A 20,646-nucleotide genomic window follows, 5' to 3' on the forward strand; every position below is an offset into this window, starting at 1 on the left:
TAATCAAAATGAATTTTGGTTTGAATTTACAAAACTTAAGAAAAAAACATAATTTATCCCAAGAGCAATTAGCAGAAAAATTGGAAGTTTCAAGGCAGGCTGTTTCAAAATGGGAAAATGGTTCTTCTTATCCTGAAATGGATAAACTTATAATGTTAAGCGAGTTATTTAATATTGATATTGATATGCTTATTAAAGGTAATCTTGATACTGAAAATAATGAAGATGACAGAGAGTTATATGAGAAAATGTATAATAAGTTTACTAAGATGATTACTCTTGGAGTAGTTCTTATTCTTCTTGGTGTTACCTTTGTTGCTTCTTTTGAAGAGACTTATGCTAACAATATTAAAGCTTTTCCTGTTATAGTTTTATTAACTCTTATTGCAATATCAGTTTTTTTATTTGTTTATTATGGAATAAGCTGGGGTAACTTTACTGAAGAGCATCCTTATTTTGAAGATTTCTATACAAAAGATGAGAAAAGAAGATTTAATAAACTTTTTGCAGGCATGATATCCTTTGGTGTATTTTTAATACTTCTTGGAATCATTGTTGTTGTAATTGGAGAAGAGGTCTTACAGTTAGGTGAGGATTATCCGCCTATAATTACAGCATTTTTACTTCTGGTTACAATTGCCGTTGGTATATTTGTTTATTTTGGAATGCAGAAAGCAAAGTACAATATAAGTGAATATAACAAAGAATATAATAAAGAAAATGAAAGTCATGAATTAAGTAAAAAAGAAATTTATTCGGATAAAATACAAGCTATAATAATGCTTATTGCTACAATAATATTTCTGCTTATTGGTTTTATTTTCGGATTATGGCATCCCGGCTGGGTTGTTTTCCCAATTGGTGGAATATTATGTGGAATAGTTTCAATTATATTTGATGAAAAATAAAAAACGAGGTTTGACCTCGTTTTTTATTTTAAAAATCCAGAAATGATTTTTTCTTCTGCTTCTTCTTTTGTAAGTCCCAGACTTTGAAGTTTTAAAATTTGGTCTCCGGCGATTTTCCCAATAGCTGCTTCGTGTATAAGTTCTGCGTCTAAGTTAGAAGCTACAAGGGCTGGAGCTGCGGCAACTTTTCCGTTTCCAACAAGTATTGCATCACATTCTGAATGTCCGTTACATTTTGCTTCTCCGTTCATTTTAGAAGTAAATTCTTGATAAGAATTTCCCTTTGCAACAGAACGTGATACTAAATCTGCAGATGAGTTTTCGCCTTTTAATGTTACATCAAAATCAGTTTTGGCAATTTCATCTCCGTCTGTCATTATTCTTTCTCTTACAAGAAGTTTTGCGCCTTCTTCAACAACACCGCTTGTTTTTCTTATTGAGCTGTCTACGCCTTCAAGTTGTATTGTATCCATTTCAAGTACTGAATTTTTCTTAAGGTAAACATCTGTAACAGGATCAATTCTCTTTGTCCCTTGTCCTTTTCCTGTCGCAACGTGTTTTTCCTCATATACTACATGAGCATTTTCTTCAAGGAAAAATCTATGTATTCCGTTGTGTCTTGCGTCATGTCCATCATCTGTATGAACTCCGCATCCCGCAATGATTTTTACATCTGCATTTTCACCCACAAAAAAGTCGTTATATACAAGGTCATCTACGTTCCCGTGAGTTACACAAGCTGGAATATATACATTTTCTCCTTTTGTATTTGGTTTTATATGAATTTCAAGTCCGGGAGCATCTTTTTTAGATTCTATTTTAATATTTTCGCTTGATTGTCTACCTGCGCATTTGCCGTCTTCTCTTATATTAAAAGCACCTTCAAATTTTCCGCTGAATCCTGAAACTACTTTTAAAAGTTGTTCTGTTGTTTTATTCATTTACTGCTGCCTCCTTTTCTTTAGGGCACATATTTGCTCTTTCTTCCTTAAATAATGTTGGTAAAATCTCTTTTTTATTTCCTTTAACTCTTACTTTTCCGTCTGATATTACTACTATTTCGTCTGCTATTGAAAGTATTCTTTCTTGATGAGAAATAATAAGAAGAGTTCCTTTTGTATGTTTTCTTAAAATTTCAAAGGTTTCAACAAGTTTTGCAAAACTCCAAAGGTCTATTCCTGCTTCAGGTTCGTCAAAAATATATAGTTTTGCATCTCTTGCAAGAACTCCTGCAATTTCTATTCTTTTGCTTTCTCCTCCTGATAAAGAGTCGTTTAATTCTCTGTCGATATATTCTTCCGCACATAAACCGACTTTGCTTAGTAATGCACAGGCTTCTCCTTCGTCAAGGTCTTTCCCCGCAGATAATTTAAGAATATCTCTTACAGTTAATCCTTTAAATTTTACAGGTTGTTGGAAAGCATAAGCTATTCCTTTTTTTGCTCTTGTTGTTATGTCTAAGTTTGTTATATCCTCATTATCTAAGAATATTTTACCGTCTGTTACATGTTTTATTCCTGCAATTAATTTTGCAAGACTTGTTTTACCGCCTCCGTTTGGGCCTGTAACAACGATAAGTTTACCGTCTTCTATATCAAGATTAATATCTTTTATTATAGATTGACCATCTTCTGTATCCCATTTTATATGTTCAAGTTTTAACATTTTATTGCCTCCGTTTTTATATGAAAAGATATTTTATTTCTATTTCGTTGATAGTATATCATAAGTTTTTATTTAAGGAAAGTATTTCCTACTAATTTACTATTCTTTTTCTTTGTTTACTAAATATATGCCTATGCAAACCAAAATCAGTGATATAATTCCAAGAATATTAAATACGCTTCCTTCTTTTAGAAGTATCGCAGAAAGAATTACTCCGCATACAGGGTTTAAAAATCCATAAACAGCAACTTTCCCAACAGGATTATATTTAAGAAGTGTAGCCCATAATGAATAGGCAACTGCTGAAATAAAAGCCATATAAATTAATAGAATAATACCGTTTATTGTTATATTATTTATTTTTCCGCCTGTAAATATACCGATTAATATCATTATTATACCGCCGATTACAAATTGGTAACCGCTTAATATAACCGGTTTTTCATGTTTTGAATATTCTTTTATCATGATTGATGAGAATGCATAAAATACGGCAGAAAGAAAAATTAAACCTTCTCCACTTAATTTCATGTTAAAGTCAAAACTGCTTCCGTTTAAGTTTATAATTACAACTCCAATAAAGCCTATTAAACACCCAAATATTTTTGATGGGGTAAGTTTTTCATGTTTTAAAATAAGTGCGGGGATGAGGATTGCAAGAAATACATTTGATGCTTCTATTATTGATGCTTTTGTTCCCGTTGTGTTTGCAAGTCCAACATAAAAACATACATATTGCAGTACAGTTTGTACCATTGATAATTTTAAAATAGAAGGGTAGGCTTCTTTTTTAGGTATAAGAACTTTTTTAGAAAGAATGCTTCCGATAACTATTGCAAGTATTCCAGCCATTGTAAACCTAAGCCCTGCAAAAAGCATTTGGCTTGCAGTATCATTTCCTGCTATATTAAATAATGCATACCCGATTTTTATTGCCGGGAATGCGCTTCCCCAAAGGATGCAGCATATTGATGCCAAAAGGCAAATTATTATAGGTTTAGTTAATACTGTTTGGTCGTTTTTTTTCATTCTATGTCCTTTCAAGTAAAAAAGCCCTTTGGGGCTTTATTTTTTCATAAGAAAATTATATAATTCTCTTTTGTTTAAATTATTTTCTTTTGCAAGATTTTTTATTATGTCTTTTGGATTTTCTCCGCTTTCAACTCTTTTTTGAAAAATTTCTTTTGTTTCTTCCATAGAAAGATTTTTCTTTTCTTCTTTGTTGCCTTCAACAACAACAACAAATTCTCCTTTGATATTTTCTTCATTTTCGAAAATATCAATTAGATTTATAACTTCGTCTCTGTAAGTTGTTTCATGAATTTTTGTTATTTCTTTTGAAATGGCAACCTTTCTGTTTCCTAAAACATTATTTATTGCTTTTAACAAATCTTTTAATTCATAAGGGGAAGAATAGAAGATAAGCGTTTTATCCAAATCTTTTAATGTTTTAAGTTTTTCCTCTTTTTTATTATATTTCTTTTGAAGAAATCCTATAAACAAAAACTCTTCACTGTTAAATCCCGATAATATCAAAGCGGGTAAGAGTGCATTTGCTCCCGGAACAACCGTAAATTTTATATTATTTTCTATAAGCTCTTTTACGAGTATGCTTCCCGGGTCTGATATAAGGGGAGTTCCTGCGTCAGAAATAAGCGCAATTTTCTTTTCTTCATTAATCAAGGAAAGAATATAATCTATTCTTTCCTTTTCATTAAATTTATGGTAACTTATTAACTTATTTTTTATTTCAAAATGGTTAAGAAGTTTTATGGAATGTCTTGTATCTTCGCAAAGAATTACATCCACTTCTTTTAAAACTTTAACCGCTCTGAAAGTCATATCTTCTAAGTTTCCTATTGGGGTGGAAACTATGTATACTTTATCATTCATAATTAAAAATATTGTCTTCTTACTATTGTATCTTCTCTATCAGGACCAACAGAAACTATTCCGATAGGTATTTCGCAAAGTTCTTCAACTCTGTTTACATATTTTTTAGCATTTTCAGGAAGATCTTCAAATTTTCTTACTTTTGAAATATCTTCATTCCAGCCTTCAAATTCTTCATAAACAGGTTCACATTCTGAAAGAACGCTAAGTTCTGCTGGGAAGTCAGTTATAATTTCATCTTTGTATTTATATCCTACACAAAGTTTGATTTTATCCATTCCTGTTAATGTATCAAGTTTTGTGAATACTATGCTTGTAAGAGAATTGATTCTTACTGCATATTTTAAGATTACAGCATCAAGCCATCCGCATCTTCTTGGTCTGCCTGTTGTTGTTCCATATTCGTAACCTTTTTCTCTTAAGAAATCTCCGTCTTCATCGAACAACTCTGTAGGGAAAGGTCCTTTTCCTACTCTTGTTGTATATGCTTTTGCTATACCGCATACGTCATCAATATAAGCAGGTCCGATACCTGAACCGATACAAGCTCCTGCAGCTGTAGGATGTGAAGATGTAACATAAGGATATGTACCAAAGTCTATATCAAGAAGTGTTGCTTGAGCACCTTCAAATAATACTTTTTTACCTTTTTTAATGTAATCATAGATAATAACTGTAGCATCATCAACATATTTTCTTATGATATCTGCACATTTATTGTATTCTTCAAAAATATCTTCAAATTTTAAAGCTTCTCCGCCGTATACTTCTACGATTTCTTTATTTACGTTTTCAAGATTAATTTTTAATTTTTCTTCAAATAGTTTTGTATCTATTAAATCGCAAATTCTTATACCGCTTCTTTTGATTTTATCTGTATAAGCAGGTCCGATACCTCTTTTTGTAGTTCCGATATCATTTTTGCCAAGGGATTTTTCGATAAGTTCATCAAGTACTCTGTGATAAGGCATAATTACTTGCGCTCTTTTATCAATAATTAATTTGTCAAATTTAACACCTTGTTCTTTTAATGTGTTCATTTCTTGTACTAACCATGTAGGGTCTACTACCATTCCTGCGCCGATAATTGATGGTTTGTCTTGAATAACACCTGAAGGAATAACGTGTAATTTATATGTAATTCCGTTTGCTATAACCGTATGACCGGCATTGTTTCCTCCTGAACTTCTTACTACGATATCGCATCTATCTGTAAAATAATCTGTTATTTTTCCTTTTCCTTCGTCGCCCCATTGAGAACCGACTACTACTAAATTTCCCATCATTAATACCTCCTAGTACTTTTTCACGACACTTAATTGTACCTTATTTGTATTGTTTTATCAATAGCAAAATCCTTAAATTATCGACTTTTTACATAACTTTCATGAATTTTCAGAATTATTTTATAAGTTAAATTTAAATATGTTTTTATTCTTATGTTATAATCGAGTTATAAGTAAAAAAGGGGTGTGCTATGAAAATTACAGTACTAAACGAAAACATGGTTTACAGAAAAAACATAATCGCCGAACATGGACTTTCTGTACTTATAGAGCATGATAATAAAAAAATATTAATGGATGTTGGACAGAGTGATGTATTTTTAAAAAATGCAAAGGCTTTAAATATAGATTTGAATGACTTGGACGCAGTTATTATATCTCATGGACATTATGATCATGGAGGAGGAATAAAATATCTTAAAAATTTAAGTAACATTCCTAGTATTTATATAACAAAGAATGCTTTTATTCCAAAATTTAGTATAAATAAAAAAACAAATAAATATTATTTTAATGGGATAAATGAAAGTGATTTGAATTTATTTAAGGATAAATTATATTTTACAGATGAAAAGGAAGAAATCTTTAATAATTTTTATTTAATAAGTAATATACCTTATGTTAACAGTTTTGAAAATAAACCAAGTAAATTTTATTTAAAAAAGAATAACAAAATGATAATGGATGAAATGAAAGACGAGCAGGTTTTTGTGATAAGAACAAAAAACGGGCTTTGTGTTTTTATGGGGTGTGCTCATATGGGGGTAGTGAATGCAATAGAATATATAAAGAAATTGTTTAAGGGAGAAAAAATATATTCTTTATTTGCCGGTATGCATCTTATAAATGCCGATAGTTTTAGAGTAAATAAAACAATAGAATATCTAAAAAATAATAATATACAATATATTATGCCTTGTCACTGCAGCGGATATAGAGTTGTTTCCAAAATAGCCGATGAATGCGAAAAGAATTTCATTGAAGTGCAGTGTGGAAAAACAATACAGCTATAAAATTTATAGCTGTTTTTTTGTATCTTTTATAAACTTTATAATTTCTTTTATATTTTCTTCTTTTACATAATCTATGCCATTTTTCGTAATATCAATATTTTCTTCTTTTTCTGGCTTTAACAATTTTGGTGCAATTTTAATAATTGTTTTATGAATAAAATTAAGTTTTGTTAAATCTATTCCACCTTGAAGATAGAAAAAAGGGATATCAATATTATTGTTTTTAATTAAATTATTTATGTTATCTTTATCATCTTTTGAATATATTCCAACGCCTGCCAAACCCTTAATATTAAAATTTTTCCTTGCTTTTTTAAATCCGCAAATTTGACTTGCACATATCCATCCTATAAAAAAAATTTCAGCATTTTTATTTAAAATATTTAAAGCTTCATCAATATCATAACACTTTAAGCCTGTTTCTTCTTTTATCATTTGAGCATATCGTAGGGAATGTCCGGAATTACTTTTATATACTATTGTTTCTACCATTTTATTTCTCCTTAAAGTTATATAACTATTTTACACTATTTTTTTATTAACTTCAATTTTATTTATAAAAAGTTAAAGTTCATTCCTCTCTTTTCTCAAAAACGACACTACAAATAAGTATATTAATACTAAATTAAAGTTAAAGGACAAGTTATATGAATTTAAATGAAATACCTAAGGAAGTAACTGATATATTGCCAGAAAAAATGCTTCAAGTAATTGAGAAGGTTGAAACAAAAAATCAAGTTGAAGAAATAAGAATCAGGCTTGATAAAAATATACATATAGTATGTTCAAATGAGGATTTTTTAATTTTATATAAAGTTACAAAAAGCGATATAGAAGGAATATTAAATCTTGCAACGGATTATTCCTTTTACGCAAATGAAGAAAGTTTATTAAAAGGGTTTATTACATTAAAAGGCGGACATAGAATAGGCTTTAGCGGAAGTGTAATAAAAGAAAATGACAAAATAATTTCTATAAGAAATATTAATTCCTTGAATATTAGGATTGCAAGAGAGATTGTTGGAGTAAGTAACCTTGTAATGCCATATATATTAAATAAAGACAAAATACTAAATACTCTTATTGTTTCTCCTCCAAAAGTAGGAAAAACAACATTGCTTCGTGATATTTCCAGGGAAATATCCACGAATAAAAAAGGATATATAGGTAAAAGGGTATGTATTGTCGATGAAAGAAAAGAGATTGCAGCACTACATAATGGTATAAGCCGGTTAAATGTAGGGCAGAAGAGTGATGTTTTGGAAGGAATCGATAAAGCTTATGGAATGAATATGCTTATAAGAGCAATGTCACCACAAGTGATAATAACCGATGAAGTAGGGAAGATTGAGGATGTTTCCTCTTTGGAGAATTGCGTTTTAAGCGGAGTTAATGTGATTTCTTCTGCACATGGGAAAAGTATGAAAGATATATTAAATAGAAAAGAGTTTGTCTCTATTATTAAAAAAGGTATTTTTGATAGATATATTTTTCTTGAAAATAAAAATGGAATAAGAAAAATAAAAGAAATATATAACAAGAGTTTGGTGAAGTTAGTATGATTGTTTTTAAGATTACAGGAATGTTTTTTTTGTTTTTATCCAGCGTGTTTTGTTCAAAACAGATTACATCAAAAATAAAAAAGAGAGTTTATGAACTTGAAGAAATAGATAATATTTTAAATGATTTTATTGTAAGTATAAATGTTGGGCTTTACGATGTTAGTTTTTTACTTTCAGAAGCTATAAAAAGAACAAAGACAAAATATCATGATTTTTTATGTGAAGTAAAAGATAATCTTGAGAAAAAATCTTCAAATGATTTTTCAAAGATTTGGTTTGATTGTTTGAAGCATTATCACTTTGATATTACATTGGAAGAAAAGATACTTCTTGAAAATATCGGTGCAAGTCTTTCCTTTAATGATAAAAACAGAATGATAAAGCAGCTTACTTTGCTTCAGACTTCCATTGAAAATCAGATACAAAAGGCGAGAAAAGATAAAGATACAAAAGTTTCGTTATATGAAAAAATGGGAGTTTTGGTAGGAGGTTTTTTAGTGATTATTTTTATATAAGGAGAGAATAAATGCAGATAGATATTATTTTTAAAATAGCAGGTGTAGGTTTTATTGTTGCTGTTTTAAGCATAATTTTGAAAAAAAGCGATAGGGATGATATGGCAACAATGGTCGCTTTAGCGGGAATAATCGTTGTTTTAATGCTTATCGTAAATATGGTAAATGAGTTTTTCTCTACGGTAAAAACTATGTTTGGATTATATTAATATGGATATTGTAAAAATTGCTATTGTTGGAATTCTTGGCAGTATCATAAGTTTGTTTTTTATAAAAGATTTTAAAGAATATGCTTTGTTTGTTTCTGTTATTGCAGGAATAATTATATTAGGTTTTGCCGTTAAATATTTATATGGTGTTATAGATGTAATAAATACTTATTCCGTTAAAGCAAATTTGGACATGCTTAACATAAAAGCAATATTTAAAATAATAGGTATATCGTATATAGGGCAGTTTGCGTCGGAACTGTGTATTGACAGCGGTAATAAAATGCTTGGAACAAAGGTAAGCTTTTTTACAAAAATACTTATATTGTATTTTTCTCTTCCGCTATTAATAAGTTTGTTTTCTTATATCGAGGAAGTATTATGAAAAAAATATGTTTTTTGTTTATATGTTTTTTTATTATTGTCTGCCCTGTAATAGTTATTGCTGGGGAAGAGGGAAATAGTGAAGATTACAGCTCTTTAATAGATGGAATATATGAGCAAGGACAAATTTATAAACTTGATATGTATACTAACGATAATAGTTTCTATGAACTTTTTAATTTTAATAATATCCAAACTTTCATAAAAGATGTTTTAAGCGGAAATTATTCTTTTGATTATGACAGGTTTATAAATACCATAAAAGATATGTTTTTTTATACCTTTAAAGAAAGCACTTCTATACTTTTAACTTTTATTGCACTTTCTATATGTTTAAGTCTTATTAACTTATTAAATTCTTCATTTATGAACAAAGAGATAAGCGATGTTGCTTTCTTTGGAGTGTATCTGGTTCTTATTATGGTTGTTGTTAAATGTTTTTTTGATATTGTAAGCACAGCTTATTCTCTTGTTAAAGCAATAACAGGTTTTATGAATGTGCTTCTTCCAATAATAATAGTTTTACTTAATTTAAGCGGGAATGTTTTTTCCGGAAATATAATAAGCGTAAGTTTAGTATTTATAATAAATTTCTTTGCATCATCTATGACATATTTTATTATTCCAGCTTTAAGTTTTGGTTTTATATTAAGCATAATAGATAACATTTTAATAGATATAAATATTTCTTATTTGGTATCTTTTATAAAACAGATTGTGTTGTTTTTAATGGGGATATTTTCATGTTTGTTTTTAGGTATTTTAGGTCTTCAAGGAAGTTTGTTTTCATCTATTGACAGTCTTTCATTAAAGACAGCAAAGTTTGCGGTAAGTAATCTCGTCCCTGTTCTTGGTTCTTTAATTTCTGATAGTACGGATGCAGTAATTGGGTTTATAAAGGTTATAAAAAGTTCTGTAGGAATTGTAGGTATACTTATTTTTATATCTTTGCTTATTATTCCACTTATTCATATGCTTTGTTTGGTTGTAACTTTTAAAATATCCGCTTTTTTATCGCAGCCTATAACGGATGCAAGAATAAGTAAGGCTCTTAATGATACTGCAGGATTTTTAAGTTTGATTTTTGCTTGCTTTATGGTTGTCTCAATATTATTTATTATGCTTATTGGCATCATCTCAATGATAGGAGGGTAGGATGAATGGTTATTTAAAAAGTTTTATATATTTAATGCTTGTTATAAGTATTTTAAGGATGTTATCACCAGCTAAAGAATATGATAAATACATAAAATTTTTTGTTTCATTACTATTTGTGGTATCAATTTTATCGCCTATTATATCTGTGGTAAAAAAGGGAGACTTTTCTTCTTTTTTAAATAAAAATTATGTAACTATAGATGAGTTTGAGGCTAATATCAATAATGGAAGTATTGACATTAACACCCTTGTAAAAGATGAATATAAAAAGAAACTTGAAAATAACATTAATAGTACACTAAAAAAACAATATTATGTTAATGCTGATGTTTTGGTAGTAATAAATGAAGATGAAAATTCTGCGTATTATGGGGATATAAAAAACGTAACAGTTACTTTAAACGAGGAAGATATAAAGAAAAAAGACAAAATAAAAAGTTACATAAATAAAACATATATGCTTGATATAAAGAATATAAATATAAAGACAGGAAGTGTATCAAATGGATAATAAGAAGATTTGTGATATGTTTAACAAATTTTTTAAAGATAGTGATAGTAGTAAATCATTGCTTGTTTTACTTTTAATAATAGGGTTATGTTTGATATTTTTTTCTTCTTTCTTTTCATCTTCGTCTAAGGAAGATATTAAAAAAAACAGTGAAGACATATCGGCAAATGAATATAAGGAAAGTTTAGAGAAAAGTATTGAAGATACCTTGAAAGATGTAAGCGGGGTAGGTGATGTAAGCGTAACAATTACACTTGATGGTGAGGTTGAAAAAAATATCGCTTATAACGAGAATAATTCTTCTTCAACTTCATCGAATGATAATACCACTTCATCTGATAATAATACTTCTTCAAAAGATGCGGTAATGGTGAGGGAAGGTTCAAGTGAGACACCTTTTACAACAAAAGATACATATCCTGATGTTGTGGGAGTTGTTGTTGTGGCACAAGGGGCAAATGATAAAACGGTGGAGTATTATATCACAAAAAGTGTAGAGGCTTTATTGGATTTGCCTAGTTATAAAGTGGTAGTTTTACCAAGTAATAATAAATAAGGAGAATGATTATATGAAAAATGTAAAGAAAAAAAATGCAGTATTATTGGGGCTTGTTGCTTGTCTGCTTGCCATAAGCATTGCAAATTATACGGTATTTTATAATGATGATACCAGCGTATCAAATGTAGAAGATGGACCAAGCAATGCAACGTTGGTTTCAAACGTTACAGAAGAAGACATATTAAGCGGGAATGCTGAACTTTCCTCTGAGTTTTTCAGCGAATATAGATTAAACAGAGATAAAGTTAGAAGTCAAAATTTAGAAGCTCTTCAAAATATTACAAAGGATACATCACTTGATAAAGATATAATAAAAGAAGCTGTTGAAGAAAGTGTTAGTATTTCTAAATTGTCTGAAACAGAACTTGTTGTAGAGAACCTTATAAAATCAAAGGGTTTTGATGATGCAATTGTAATAATACATGAAGGATATGCAAATGTTATTGTAGATGCAGCTACATTAACACCTTCAGATGCAGCACAGATACAAAATATTGTAAATAAAGAATGTAATATTGCAATTTCTAAAATAACAATCGCCACAAGCAACAATGGTGAAAAACAAGACACAGAAGAAAAAAATCAAAGTAATGAAAATATAGATAATAATGAAAAAATGCAAAATAATATACAAAATTAATTGTTTTTGACAAAATATGACAAAATATGATTATATATTACTTTATCATATTTTAAAGTAATGTAAAATTTTGGTAGTATACTATATAATAAAATAAGATTAAGTGATATGGGAGGATGTATAAATTGAGACCATTAAAAGCAAAAGTTAGTATTACCCTGGATGAAGAGTTGATAAAAGATATAAAAAAGTTAGCAGAACAAGATGATAGATCATTCTCTCAATATATTAATGTTGTATTAAATAAGCATCTTATGGAAATAAAGAAAAATGATAATAAAAAAGAATAGTTAACACTATTCTTTTTTATTTATCAATTAACTTATAGAAATAATCAGGAAGTTCGCTGTTAAATTCCATGTATTTTTCTGTTGAGGGATGAATAAATCCAAGTTTATATGCATGCAATAGTTGTCCAGTAAACATCTTGTCTATTTTTTTATTATATCCATATACTTTATCTCCAACGACAGGATGAGAGATGTATTTTAGATGTACTCTTATTTGGTGTGTTCTTCCTGTTTCAAGATGAACATCTAAAAAAGTATAATCTTCATACCTTTTTAATACATCAAAATGTGTTACTGCCCTTTTAGAATTTGTTTGGGTTACGCACATTTCTTTTCTTTTTATTTTATCTCTTCCAATAGGGGCATCTATTGTTCCTTGGTTTTCGTTTATTACTCCATGGCATATGGTTTTATATCTTCTGTTTATGGAATGTTCTTTAAATTGTGCAGCCAAATGGTTATGTGCATGGTTATTTTTTGCTATTATTAAAAGACCAGAAGTGTCTTTATCTATTCTATGAACTATTCCAGGTCTAATAATTCCGTTAATTGTGGATAAGTCTTTTATATGATACATTAATGCATTTACAAGTGTACCGGTATAATTTCCGTTGGCCGGATGAACGACCATTCCTTGTGGTTTGTCCACAATAACAACATCGTTATCTTCATAAACGATATTTATTGGAATATTTTCTGCTTCTACGTTAAGAGTTTCTATTTCTGGCAGTATAACAGAAATACTATCATTTTCTTCTATTTTTTTTGAAGGTTTTACAGTTTCCTCATTAATAAAGACTTTTCCGTCTTTAAAGAGTTTTTTTATTTTTTCTCTGGAAAAGTCTTCTAATTGTTCTGCTAAAAATTTGTCACATCTTTTATTTATATCTTCTTTTGAAATAATAAAATTCTTTTTATCCAAAATTATACCTGCTTAAATAAATTTTTTAACTAAAAGTTTTGTGTTTCCTTTTTTGGTTTGTCCGTTTTCGCTGTCTATAATTGCTCTGCCTTTTGTTCTTACGGATATCATATCTCCTGCTTTGACATTCATTGCAGGTTTAGAAACAGGGGTATGGTTTACTTTTACTTTACCACCTTTTACAAACATATTTGCTTCATTCCTTGAAAGTTTAAAAATATTTCCTATAACTGCATCAAGTCTCATTGAAGGAACAATAATGTTTTGTTCTTTAAATTTTGGCTCTACAATTGTTGCTTGTGAAATGTCATATTCTTTAAATGTTACACTATGTCCGCCAATTTTAGTTAGTTCTTTTGTTAGGAATTCACTTATTGTATCATAAACAAATATTTGAATATGGTCTTCAAGTATATTAATATCACCAATTTTTGATCTTTCTATGCTTAAAGATAAAATTGAGCCCAAAACGTCTTGGTGTCTTACATCAAGTGCTTCTTCAGATTTTAATACCTTAATAGGATATTCTAAATTTTCTGGTTCCTTACCGTTAGGGAAAATACTCATTACTTTTCTTTCTGTATATACATGACCTCCGAAGAAAGAACAATCCATATTTTTATATCTTCCTATTTCTCTTCCTGCCAACATTTGGTTTGTAGGATCCAAGAAATCAGAAAAGACACTTCCATCTTTTTTATCAGATAAAAGTGCCATATCTTCTATTCTGGATATGAAAATATCATATTCATTCATTGTTTTTTATCCTTCGTATTCCCAAGTATCTTTATTTGTTGTTGTGTAAGAATCGTTAGGTCTTTCTTGAGTTTCAACTTCAACACCATATGGTGCTAAAATAAATACGTTTTGAGCAATTCTTTTCATGCTTGCAGCAAGTACATAAACAGCACCGCTTAAGAAATCAAATATTTTTTTTGCATCTTCATTTTCAACTTTATCCATGTTTACAACAACTGTAATTCCGCCTTTTAGTTTATCACAAACTAAAGGTGCATCATTAAAGTTTCTTGGTTCAACAAGCATTACAGTAGATGCAGCATGAGTTGCTACTGGTGCATTTTCACTTCTTGAACTTGATTTTTTACTTCCAAATAAACCGCCTCTTTTTGGTTCATCATCATAATATTCATCATCATAGTATTCATCTTCGTAATATTCATCTTTACCAACAATTTTTTCGCCTAATTCGCCTATAAAATCATTAAATCCCATTTTTCTCTCCTTTAAATATACTTGTCCCTACACGGACAATATTACTTCCTTGTTCTATGGCAATTTCATAATCATTTGACATTCCCATAGATATTATAGTTAAGTCTATATTATCATATTTGTTATATATATTTCTACAATTATCATAAATTTTTCTTAACTTTCTAAAAACATTCACGATAATTTCTTTATTGTCTGTAAATGGAGCCATACACATAACACCTTTTACTTTTATATTTTTAAATTTAAGTGCATTTTCGAATATAGAGTCAACTTCATCTTCGTTGAATCCATATTTATTTTCTTCTTTTGCGATATTAAATTCAATTAAGATATTTGTTATAACATCTTTTTTTTCAGATTGCTTGTTTATTTCTTCCATTAGCCTTATGGAATCTACTGAATGTATTAAGGCAGTTTTTCCTATTAGATTTTTAACCTTGTTTCTTTGAAGATGGCCGATAAAATGCCAGTTTATATCTTCACCTTTAAAAAACTCGTATTTTGTTTCAAATTCTTTTACTTTGTTTTCTCCAAGATTATTTATTCCAAAATCTAAAACTTCTTTTATTTCATCTGTTGTTCTAAATTTTGTTACAGCAAGAAGAGTAACATCTTCATCAAATTTGCTGTTTTTCTTGCTGTTTTCAATATTTTGTAGAATTTGTGTTAAATTATCTTTGATACTCATTTTAAACCTCCTATGTTGGATTTGATATTATTTCCATATTTTCCGTTAAATCAGGATTTTCACTTGGTTTAAGGAGCACGGTTCTAAACTCTTCACTATATATTTTAACTTCAACCAGTTCTTTTAAATTCCCATCTGTAACGGCATATACATATGTTTTCCCATTTTTTTCTATAATTGCTTTTTTAGGTATTTTATAAACCGTTACTTCATTAGTATGTATATCAAGTTTTGTTTTATCTACATTAATTAAATGACTAAATTCATCTTTTAGGCATATAACAAGAATTTTTTTGTCTTCTCCATAATCAAGAGAGTTAATCAAATATCCTTCATCTATTTTTCCTTCGTTGTCTTCAAATTTGATTGTAGGGTATGTTATTAAAATATCAACTCTTGTAAGAAGATAATCGTAATATTCTCCGTCTGTCTTTAAATCATGATTTTTCTTTACTAATGCATTATATTCTTTTGCATCTTCTTCACCGTCTATATATGTATCTTTATTGACAACCGCACAAACATATGCACATTGATTATTTACTATTTTAATTATTGATTTATCTTCGCTGGTGCTTTCAGGAGTAAATCTTTTTAAGTAGTCAATATAGTCACTGTCAAGGGCTGCCATTACATTTGTATTTAAGACTTCTTCATATCCTGTTCTAGAAAAATATATATTTCCTGTGAAAGAAAAGTTTAAATTAGATATTGTAAGGTCTTTTTCTTCTGAGCTCATTTTGCTTTTTAATTCTTCTTTAAGTTTTTTTAATGTTTCATCATCGGCAAAAATGTACTTCATTGATTTCTGCATCATTTCTTTTTGGCTTTTTAATTTTGTAAGTTCTGTGCTGTATTCATTCATTTTAGTTGTGTTGTTTGTAGATTTTGCCTGATTATATTCATTTTCTACATTTTTTATTTTTTCTTCAAGCTCATTTAAGTCTTTGAAAAAAACGTCACGGTTTTCGTATGAGTTATTTTGAAGTCTCCAATCAATTACACTGATTGCATCGTCTATATATTTATTTGTTTTTATTTTATATGTTTTTGAAAGAATTGTGTTTGCACCTACTTTTTGTCCTTCTTTTACGGTATATTTTATAGGTGTTGTTTCATTTAAATCTACATATTCTGAATTTGTGAAAATATAACTTTCTGCTGTTTCTGTTGTTATGTCTTTTTCTTTATTAAGAATTATTGTATTTTCTGAATGGAATATCGAAAATAAAAAAAAGACTAAAATAGAACCCAGAATAATTATTTCTTTATATCTTTTTTGAAAAAAGTTTTTTTTGTGTCTTTTCCTTTTTATAGGAATGTTTTGTGATGTTGTGATTGGATTTTTATTTAAGTCTTTATTCTTTTTCTTCATTTTATATACCTCTTATATGCCTTTTAGCACAACAAAAATGGTAGAGAAAAATATTTTAAGGTCTAAAAGTAAGGAATAATCATTTAAGTATTCAAGGTCTATTTTTACAACTTCATGAATATTTAATTTAGATCTTCCTTTTAGTTGTGCAAGTCCCGTAAGTCCCGGATATGCAATATTTCTTTGTAGTTCATATTCGTTAAGCAAATCTGTTTCTATAGGGATAAAAGGTCTTGGGCCTATAAGGCTCATATCTCCTTTTAATACATTTATTAATTGTGGTATTTCATCAAAACTTGTTTTTCTTAAAAATTTTCCGAATTCGGTAACTCTTGGATCCTGTTTTATTTGAACGAATCCGTTTCTTGATTTCTTTAATAGCTTTTTCTCTTCTTTTTCGCTTCCTTCTTTCATTGTTCTGAATTTTATTATCTTAAAGCTTTTTCCATATCTGCCAATTCTTTCTTGAACAAAAAATATTTTCCCTCCATCGGAAAGTTTTATTATAATTGCTATTACTACTCCAGGAATTATAAAAGCTATGCAAAGTAAAAGAGCGCATATAATATCAACCAGTCTCTTTACAATGATAGTGCTATTATATTTCCTTATTTTTTCTTTACTTATTTCTTTCATAATTTTTCCTTATATAAGTAATAATTTGCTGATTATATATTATATCATTTTATAATATTTTTTACAAATAATTCTTTAATTGGCATAAAAAATTTAAAAAACTAATAGAATAAAGGATTTTTATGCTATAATTAAAAATTATAAAACTTATGGAGAAACATATGAGGAAAAATAAAATAGTTAAACCAAAAAGATCCTTAAAAAAACATTCTAAACAAAAAACATATGAATCAAAAAAAACAAGAAGAAAAAAAATATGTATTATCTTAGTGGCATTGCTTGTTATTTTTTCTTCAAGCGGACTTGGACTTGCTAAGTCTTTAGGATACAACGTGTTAAATAATAATCCTTTCCAAAGTCCCAAATATACAAGATTAAGCGACAAAACAAAACTTAACAATTCTGCAACTTTGGAAGATACAATAAATATACTTATATTCGGTATAGATAAAAATGAAGAAAGAAGTCAGACTGCAACAATATTTAGACCTGATACAATAATGCTTGCAAGTATAAATTCAAAAGAAAAAACCATTAAACTTATTTCTATTCCAAGAGACAGTAGAGTAGATATTTATAATACAGGTGGAAGAGATAAGGTTAATTCATGTTTTTACTATGCCAGCTTAGGGCTAAATGAAACGGATGCTGCAAATCAAGATAAATTGTTTGATACAGGGGTTACATATTTAAAAAATACAGTAAGTGATATCTTAGGTGGAGTTCAAATAGATTATTATCTTGGTATAGATATGGATGCACTTCCAAAAATAGCTGATGTTATGGGGGGTGTAACCATAGATGTTCATCAAGATTTATATGCACATAACGGGCATGATACTTCTCAAGTTGTAATAAAAAAAGGAACCCAAGTTTTAAATGGAGATCAACTTCTATACTACAGCCGTTACAGAGCATATGTTGACGGGGATATCGGAAGAGTTCAAATTCAACAAAAAATAATGAAAGCTATATTTACAGAATTTAAAAACAAAGGAACTTTTTCTCAAATTCCTCAGATATACAATCTTGTGCAAAGTATGGTAGAAACTGATTTACAATTTGCTCAAATAGCAAGCTTAGGACTTTCATTTAAAGATTTCAATATAGATGATTTACAAACTTATACATTACCTGGAGATTTTGGTAATTTAGGTGGAGTATCTTATTGGATAGTTAATCAATCTGAAAGGGTAACATTTATTAAAGGATTATTTAATATTGACGCTGAACAATTAACTCAGGATCCAAGGAGTGATTAAAAAATATGCAAATTAACATAAATAGTTTAAGTAAAAGTTTTGGAAGCGAACATTTATTTACTATTGATTCTCTTGTTATAAGTGATAAAGATAAGGTGGGCATTGTCGGCAGAAACGGAGCCGGCAAGTCCACCTTGCTTAATATTATAATGGGAATTGATGAAGATTATAGCGGTAGCTTTTCAAAAATAGATAGGAATAAAATAGGATTTTTAAGACAAAATCTTAATTTGAATTTAGATAACGATATTTATTCTGAAGTTTTGCTGGGCGCAGAAAAATACACAAAAAAAGAAGAAGAAATAGAAGAGTTATCTATGATGCTTGAGTTTGAATCGGATAAACAAAAGCTTATAGAATTAAATGAAAAATATCACGAACTTGTAAGTGAGTTTGAGGATATGGATGGATATAAATATAAAAGTTTGTTAGTTGGGATTATAAAAGGTCTAGGATATAAAGAAGCAGATTTTTCTAAAAAAATATCTACTTTATCAGGCGGACAGAAAATGAGAGTTGCTCTTGCAAAGCTACTTGTTTCTACTCCTGAAGTTTTAATACTTGACGAACCTACGAACTATTTGGATACGGATAGTATTTCCTGGTTGGAAAATTTCTTGTATTCTTTGAAATCAACTGTTATTGTTGTAAGTCATGATAGATATTTCTTGGATAAATTCACAAATAAAATAATAGAAATAGAAAATAAGAAATGCTATGTATATAGCGGAAATTATTCTGACTATGTAATAAAGAAAAAACAAAGAGTTGATATTGAAAAGAGTGCTTATAATAAACAACAAGCAGAAATAAAAAGACAAGAAGAAGTAATAAAGACTCTAAAGCAATTTAACAGAGAAAAGAGCATTAAAAGAGCTAGAAGCAGAGAAAAAATGCTTGAAAAAATAGAAAGAGTAGATAGTCCTTATTATGCTAAGAATTCTTATATAAAATTTGGGTATATTCCAATGATAAGTAAAAAAGCCATAACAGTTGAAGGGCTTGACTTCGGATATACAAAAGAAAAGAGATTATTTAAAGACTTTAATATTACCATTTCAAGCAGTGATAGACTTGGTATTTGCGGAAGGAACGCAACCGGAAAATCTACTTTTTTAAAACTTATTACCGGTATTTTAAAAGAAGATAAGGGACTTATAAAGAAAAATCCTAAGTGTCAGATTTTATACTTTGAACAAGAACATAACGATCTTGATGATTCTCTTACTATTTTAGAAGAACTTAGAAAATCCACAAATGCTGATGATGGCGAAATAAGAAATATTTTGGGATGTATGCTTTTTAGTGGCGATGATATAAATAAAAAGATATCTATGCTTTCCGGAGGAGAGAAGAGCCGTGTTGCTATAGCAAAACTTATGATGAAAGAATCCAATGTGCTTATTCTTGATGAACCTACCAATCATTTGGATATTGAAACAAAAGAAGTACTTGAAGAGGCTTTATTAAAATATGACGGAGCAGTCATAAGTGTAAGTCATGATAGATATTATTTAAATAAAATATGCAACAGAATAATGTATTTGACCGGTAGCGATATAAAAGTATATGACGGTAATTATGATTATGCTATGGAAAGAGAAGCTCTTTTAAATACAGAAAAAATACAGGAAACAAAAAAGGAAGTAAAGAGCGAAAAGAAAGAAAAGAAAAATTCATCTTTAAGTAACAATAAGAGAAAAGCATATGAAGAAGAGCTTAAAACTATAGAACAGGATATGGAAAGTTTGGAAGAAGAAAAAACTGAATTTGCAAATAAGATGAATGATCCAGAATACTTTAATGATGCAAGTAAGGCGCAAAGTGTTTCCATAAGATTAAATGAGATAGAATTGTTACTTGAAGAAAAAGAATCAAGATGGCTTGAAGTCAGTGAGATTTTAGAAAATGATCAGTGAGATTTTAGAAAATGA

Annotated in this window: 25 protein-coding genes; 13 read left to right on the forward strand and 12 right to left on the reverse strand. The window is 28.8% G+C overall.

Annotated features, from left to right (window positions below; all coding sequences use genetic code 11):
- The first annotated feature begins 8 nt into the window (after positions 1 to 8).
- Complete coding sequence (locus V2W16_RS05815) at positions 9 to 908, forward strand: helix-turn-helix domain-containing protein (protein WP_329382967.1); 900 nt, start codon at positions 9 to 11, stop codon at positions 906 to 908.
- A gap of 23 nt (positions 909 to 931) precedes the next feature.
- Here the strand turns inward: V2W16_RS05815 and V2W16_RS05820 are convergent, their stop codons facing one another.
- From V2W16_RS05820 to V2W16_RS05840, 5 genes are all read right to left on the reverse strand, one after another.
- Complete coding sequence (locus V2W16_RS05820) at positions 932 to 1,849, reverse strand: SufB/SufD family protein (RefSeq protein WP_329382970.1); 918 nt, start codon at positions 1,847 to 1,849, stop codon at positions 932 to 934.
- Entirely contained in the window at positions 1,842 to 2,573 is a 732-nt protein-coding gene (locus V2W16_RS05825; RefSeq protein ID WP_329382973.1) for an ABC transporter ATP-binding protein, read from the reverse strand. Before V2W16_RS05825 ends, V2W16_RS05820 begins: the two co-directional genes overlap by 8 nt.
- A gap of 99 nt (positions 2,574 to 2,672) precedes the next feature.
- Complete coding sequence (locus V2W16_RS05830; protein WP_329382976.1) at positions 2,673 to 3,602, reverse strand: DMT family transporter; 930 nt, start codon at positions 3,600 to 3,602, stop codon at positions 2,673 to 2,675.
- Between the two features lie 36 nt (positions 3,603 to 3,638).
- Positions 3,639 to 4,466 (reverse strand): 16S rRNA (cytidine(1402)-2'-O)-methyltransferase, encoded by an 828-nt coding sequence (gene rsmI / locus V2W16_RS05835; RefSeq protein WP_138268063.1) that lies wholly within the window; start codon positions 4,464 to 4,466, stop codon positions 3,639 to 3,641.
- A gap of 2 nt (positions 4,467 to 4,468) precedes the next feature.
- Complete coding sequence (locus V2W16_RS05840) at positions 4,469 to 5,749, reverse strand: adenylosuccinate synthase (RefSeq protein ID WP_329383254.1); 1,281 nt, start codon at positions 5,747 to 5,749, stop codon at positions 4,469 to 4,471.
- Between the two features lie 194 nt (positions 5,750 to 5,943).
- Here V2W16_RS05840 and V2W16_RS05845 point away from each other — a divergent pair, with 194 nt between their 5' ends.
- Positions 5,944 to 6,765: an MBL fold metallo-hydrolase gene (locus V2W16_RS05845; RefSeq protein WP_329382979.1), complete on the forward strand. Its 822-nt coding sequence runs from the start codon at positions 5,944 to 5,946 to the stop codon at positions 6,763 to 6,765.
- Between the two features lie 3 nt (positions 6,766 to 6,768).
- Here the strand turns inward: V2W16_RS05845 and V2W16_RS05850 are convergent, their stop codons facing one another.
- Positions 6,769 to 7,257, reverse strand: a complete 489-nt coding sequence (locus V2W16_RS05850) for a hypothetical protein (protein ID WP_138268066.1) — start codon at positions 7,255 to 7,257, stop codon at positions 6,769 to 6,771.
- Positions 7,258 to 7,412: 155 nt separating this feature from the next.
- On the opposite strand from V2W16_RS05850, the gene spoIIIAA reads away from it, so the two are divergent.
- The 9 genes from spoIIIAA to V2W16_RS05895 all read left to right on the forward strand — a co-directional run bounded on the left by spoIIIAA (position 7,413) and on the right by V2W16_RS05895 (position 12,593).
- Complete coding sequence (spoIIIAA, locus tag V2W16_RS05855; protein WP_329382983.1) at positions 7,413 to 8,327, forward strand: stage III sporulation protein AA; 915 nt, start codon at positions 7,413 to 7,415, stop codon at positions 8,325 to 8,327.
- Positions 8,324 to 8,842 (forward strand): stage III sporulation protein AB, encoded by a 519-nt coding sequence (locus tag V2W16_RS05860; RefSeq protein ID WP_329382986.1) that lies wholly within the window; start codon positions 8,324 to 8,326, stop codon positions 8,840 to 8,842. Before spoIIIAA ends, V2W16_RS05860 begins: the two co-directional genes overlap by 4 nt.
- Before the next feature lie 11 nt (positions 8,843 to 8,853).
- Positions 8,854 to 9,051, forward strand: a complete 198-nt coding sequence (gene spoIIIAC / locus V2W16_RS05865; RefSeq protein WP_138268069.1) for a stage III sporulation protein AC — start codon at positions 8,854 to 8,856, stop codon at positions 9,049 to 9,051.
- A gap of 1 nt (position 9,052) precedes the next feature.
- Entirely contained in the window at positions 9,053 to 9,436 is a 384-nt protein-coding gene (locus V2W16_RS05870; protein ID WP_138268070.1) for a SpoIIIAC/SpoIIIAD family protein, read from the forward strand.
- Positions 9,433 to 10,590 carry a stage III sporulation protein AE gene (locus V2W16_RS05875; RefSeq protein WP_329382994.1) on the forward strand — a complete coding sequence of 386 codons (1,158 nt, stop codon included), beginning with the start codon at positions 9,433 to 9,435 and terminating at the stop codon, positions 10,588 to 10,590. Before V2W16_RS05870 ends, V2W16_RS05875 begins: the two co-directional genes overlap by 4 nt.
- A 1-nt stretch (position 10,591) precedes the next feature.
- Positions 10,592 to 11,104 carry a stage III sporulation protein AF gene (locus tag V2W16_RS05880; protein ID WP_329382996.1) on the forward strand — a complete coding sequence of 171 codons (513 nt, stop codon included), beginning with the start codon at positions 10,592 to 10,594 and terminating at the stop codon, positions 11,102 to 11,104.
- Positions 11,097 to 11,660 (forward strand): hypothetical protein, encoded by a 564-nt coding sequence (locus tag V2W16_RS05885; RefSeq protein WP_329383000.1) that lies wholly within the window; start codon positions 11,097 to 11,099, stop codon positions 11,658 to 11,660. Before V2W16_RS05880 ends, V2W16_RS05885 begins: the two co-directional genes overlap by 8 nt.
- A gap of 13 nt (positions 11,661 to 11,673) precedes the next feature.
- Positions 11,674 to 12,303 (forward strand): SpoIIIAH-like family protein, encoded by a 630-nt coding sequence (locus V2W16_RS05890; RefSeq protein WP_329383002.1) that lies wholly within the window; start codon positions 11,674 to 11,676, stop codon positions 12,301 to 12,303.
- Between the two features lie 125 nt (positions 12,304 to 12,428).
- Entirely contained in the window at positions 12,429 to 12,593 is a 165-nt protein-coding gene (locus V2W16_RS05895) for a toxin-antitoxin system protein (RefSeq protein ID WP_329383005.1), read from the forward strand.
- 16 nt (positions 12,594 to 12,609) lie between these two features.
- Here V2W16_RS05895 and V2W16_RS05900 read toward each other — a convergent pair whose 3' ends face one another.
- From V2W16_RS05900 to V2W16_RS05925, 6 genes are read right to left on the reverse strand one after another with little or no spacing between them, the layout of a single operon-like run.
- Positions 12,610 to 13,521, reverse strand: coding sequence for an RluA family pseudouridine synthase (locus V2W16_RS05900; RefSeq protein WP_425353952.1), 912 nt, complete (start codon positions 13,519 to 13,521; stop codon positions 12,610 to 12,612).
- Between the two features lie 6 nt (positions 13,522 to 13,527).
- Positions 13,528 to 14,271, reverse strand: a complete 744-nt coding sequence (locus V2W16_RS05905; RefSeq protein ID WP_329383011.1) for a YlmH family RNA-binding protein — start codon at positions 14,269 to 14,271, stop codon at positions 13,528 to 13,530.
- 6 nt (positions 14,272 to 14,277) lie between these two features.
- Positions 14,278 to 14,748: a cell division protein SepF gene (locus V2W16_RS05910; protein ID WP_329383013.1), complete on the reverse strand. Its 471-nt coding sequence runs from the start codon at positions 14,746 to 14,748 to the stop codon at positions 14,278 to 14,280.
- A complete protein-coding gene (locus V2W16_RS05915) occupies positions 14,738 to 15,439 on the reverse strand; it encodes a YggS family pyridoxal phosphate-dependent enzyme (protein WP_329383015.1) in 702 nt (233 codons plus the stop codon). Before V2W16_RS05915 ends, V2W16_RS05910 begins: the two co-directional genes overlap by 11 nt.
- Positions 15,440 to 15,449: 10 nt before the next feature.
- Positions 15,450 to 16,814 carry a biotin/lipoyl attachment domain-containing protein gene (locus tag V2W16_RS05920; protein ID WP_329383018.1) on the reverse strand — a complete coding sequence of 455 codons (1,365 nt, stop codon included), beginning with the start codon at positions 16,812 to 16,814 and terminating at the stop codon, positions 15,450 to 15,452.
- A gap of 12 nt (positions 16,815 to 16,826) precedes the next feature.
- Positions 16,827 to 17,450 carry a sugar transferase gene (locus V2W16_RS05925; protein ID WP_329383020.1) on the reverse strand — a complete coding sequence of 208 codons (624 nt, stop codon included), beginning with the start codon at positions 17,448 to 17,450 and terminating at the stop codon, positions 16,827 to 16,829.
- Between the two features lie 161 nt (positions 17,451 to 17,611).
- Here V2W16_RS05925 and V2W16_RS05930 point away from each other — a divergent pair, with 161 nt between their 5' ends.
- Positions 17,612 to 18,712, forward strand: coding sequence for an LCP family protein (locus V2W16_RS05930; RefSeq protein ID WP_329383023.1), 1,101 nt, complete (start codon positions 17,612 to 17,614; stop codon positions 18,710 to 18,712).
- 5 nt (positions 18,713 to 18,717) lie between these two features.
- Positions 18,718 to 20,631: an ABC-F family ATP-binding cassette domain-containing protein gene (locus V2W16_RS05935; RefSeq protein WP_329383027.1), complete on the forward strand. Its 1,914-nt coding sequence runs from the start codon at positions 18,718 to 18,720 to the stop codon at positions 20,629 to 20,631.
- The last annotated feature ends 15 nt before the right edge of the window (positions 20,632 to 20,646 follow it).

This window comes from Anaerofustis butyriciformans (assembly GCF_036289385.1).
Classification (GTDB): Bacteria; Bacillota; Clostridia; order Eubacteriales; family Anaerofustaceae; genus Anaerofustis; species Anaerofustis butyriciformans.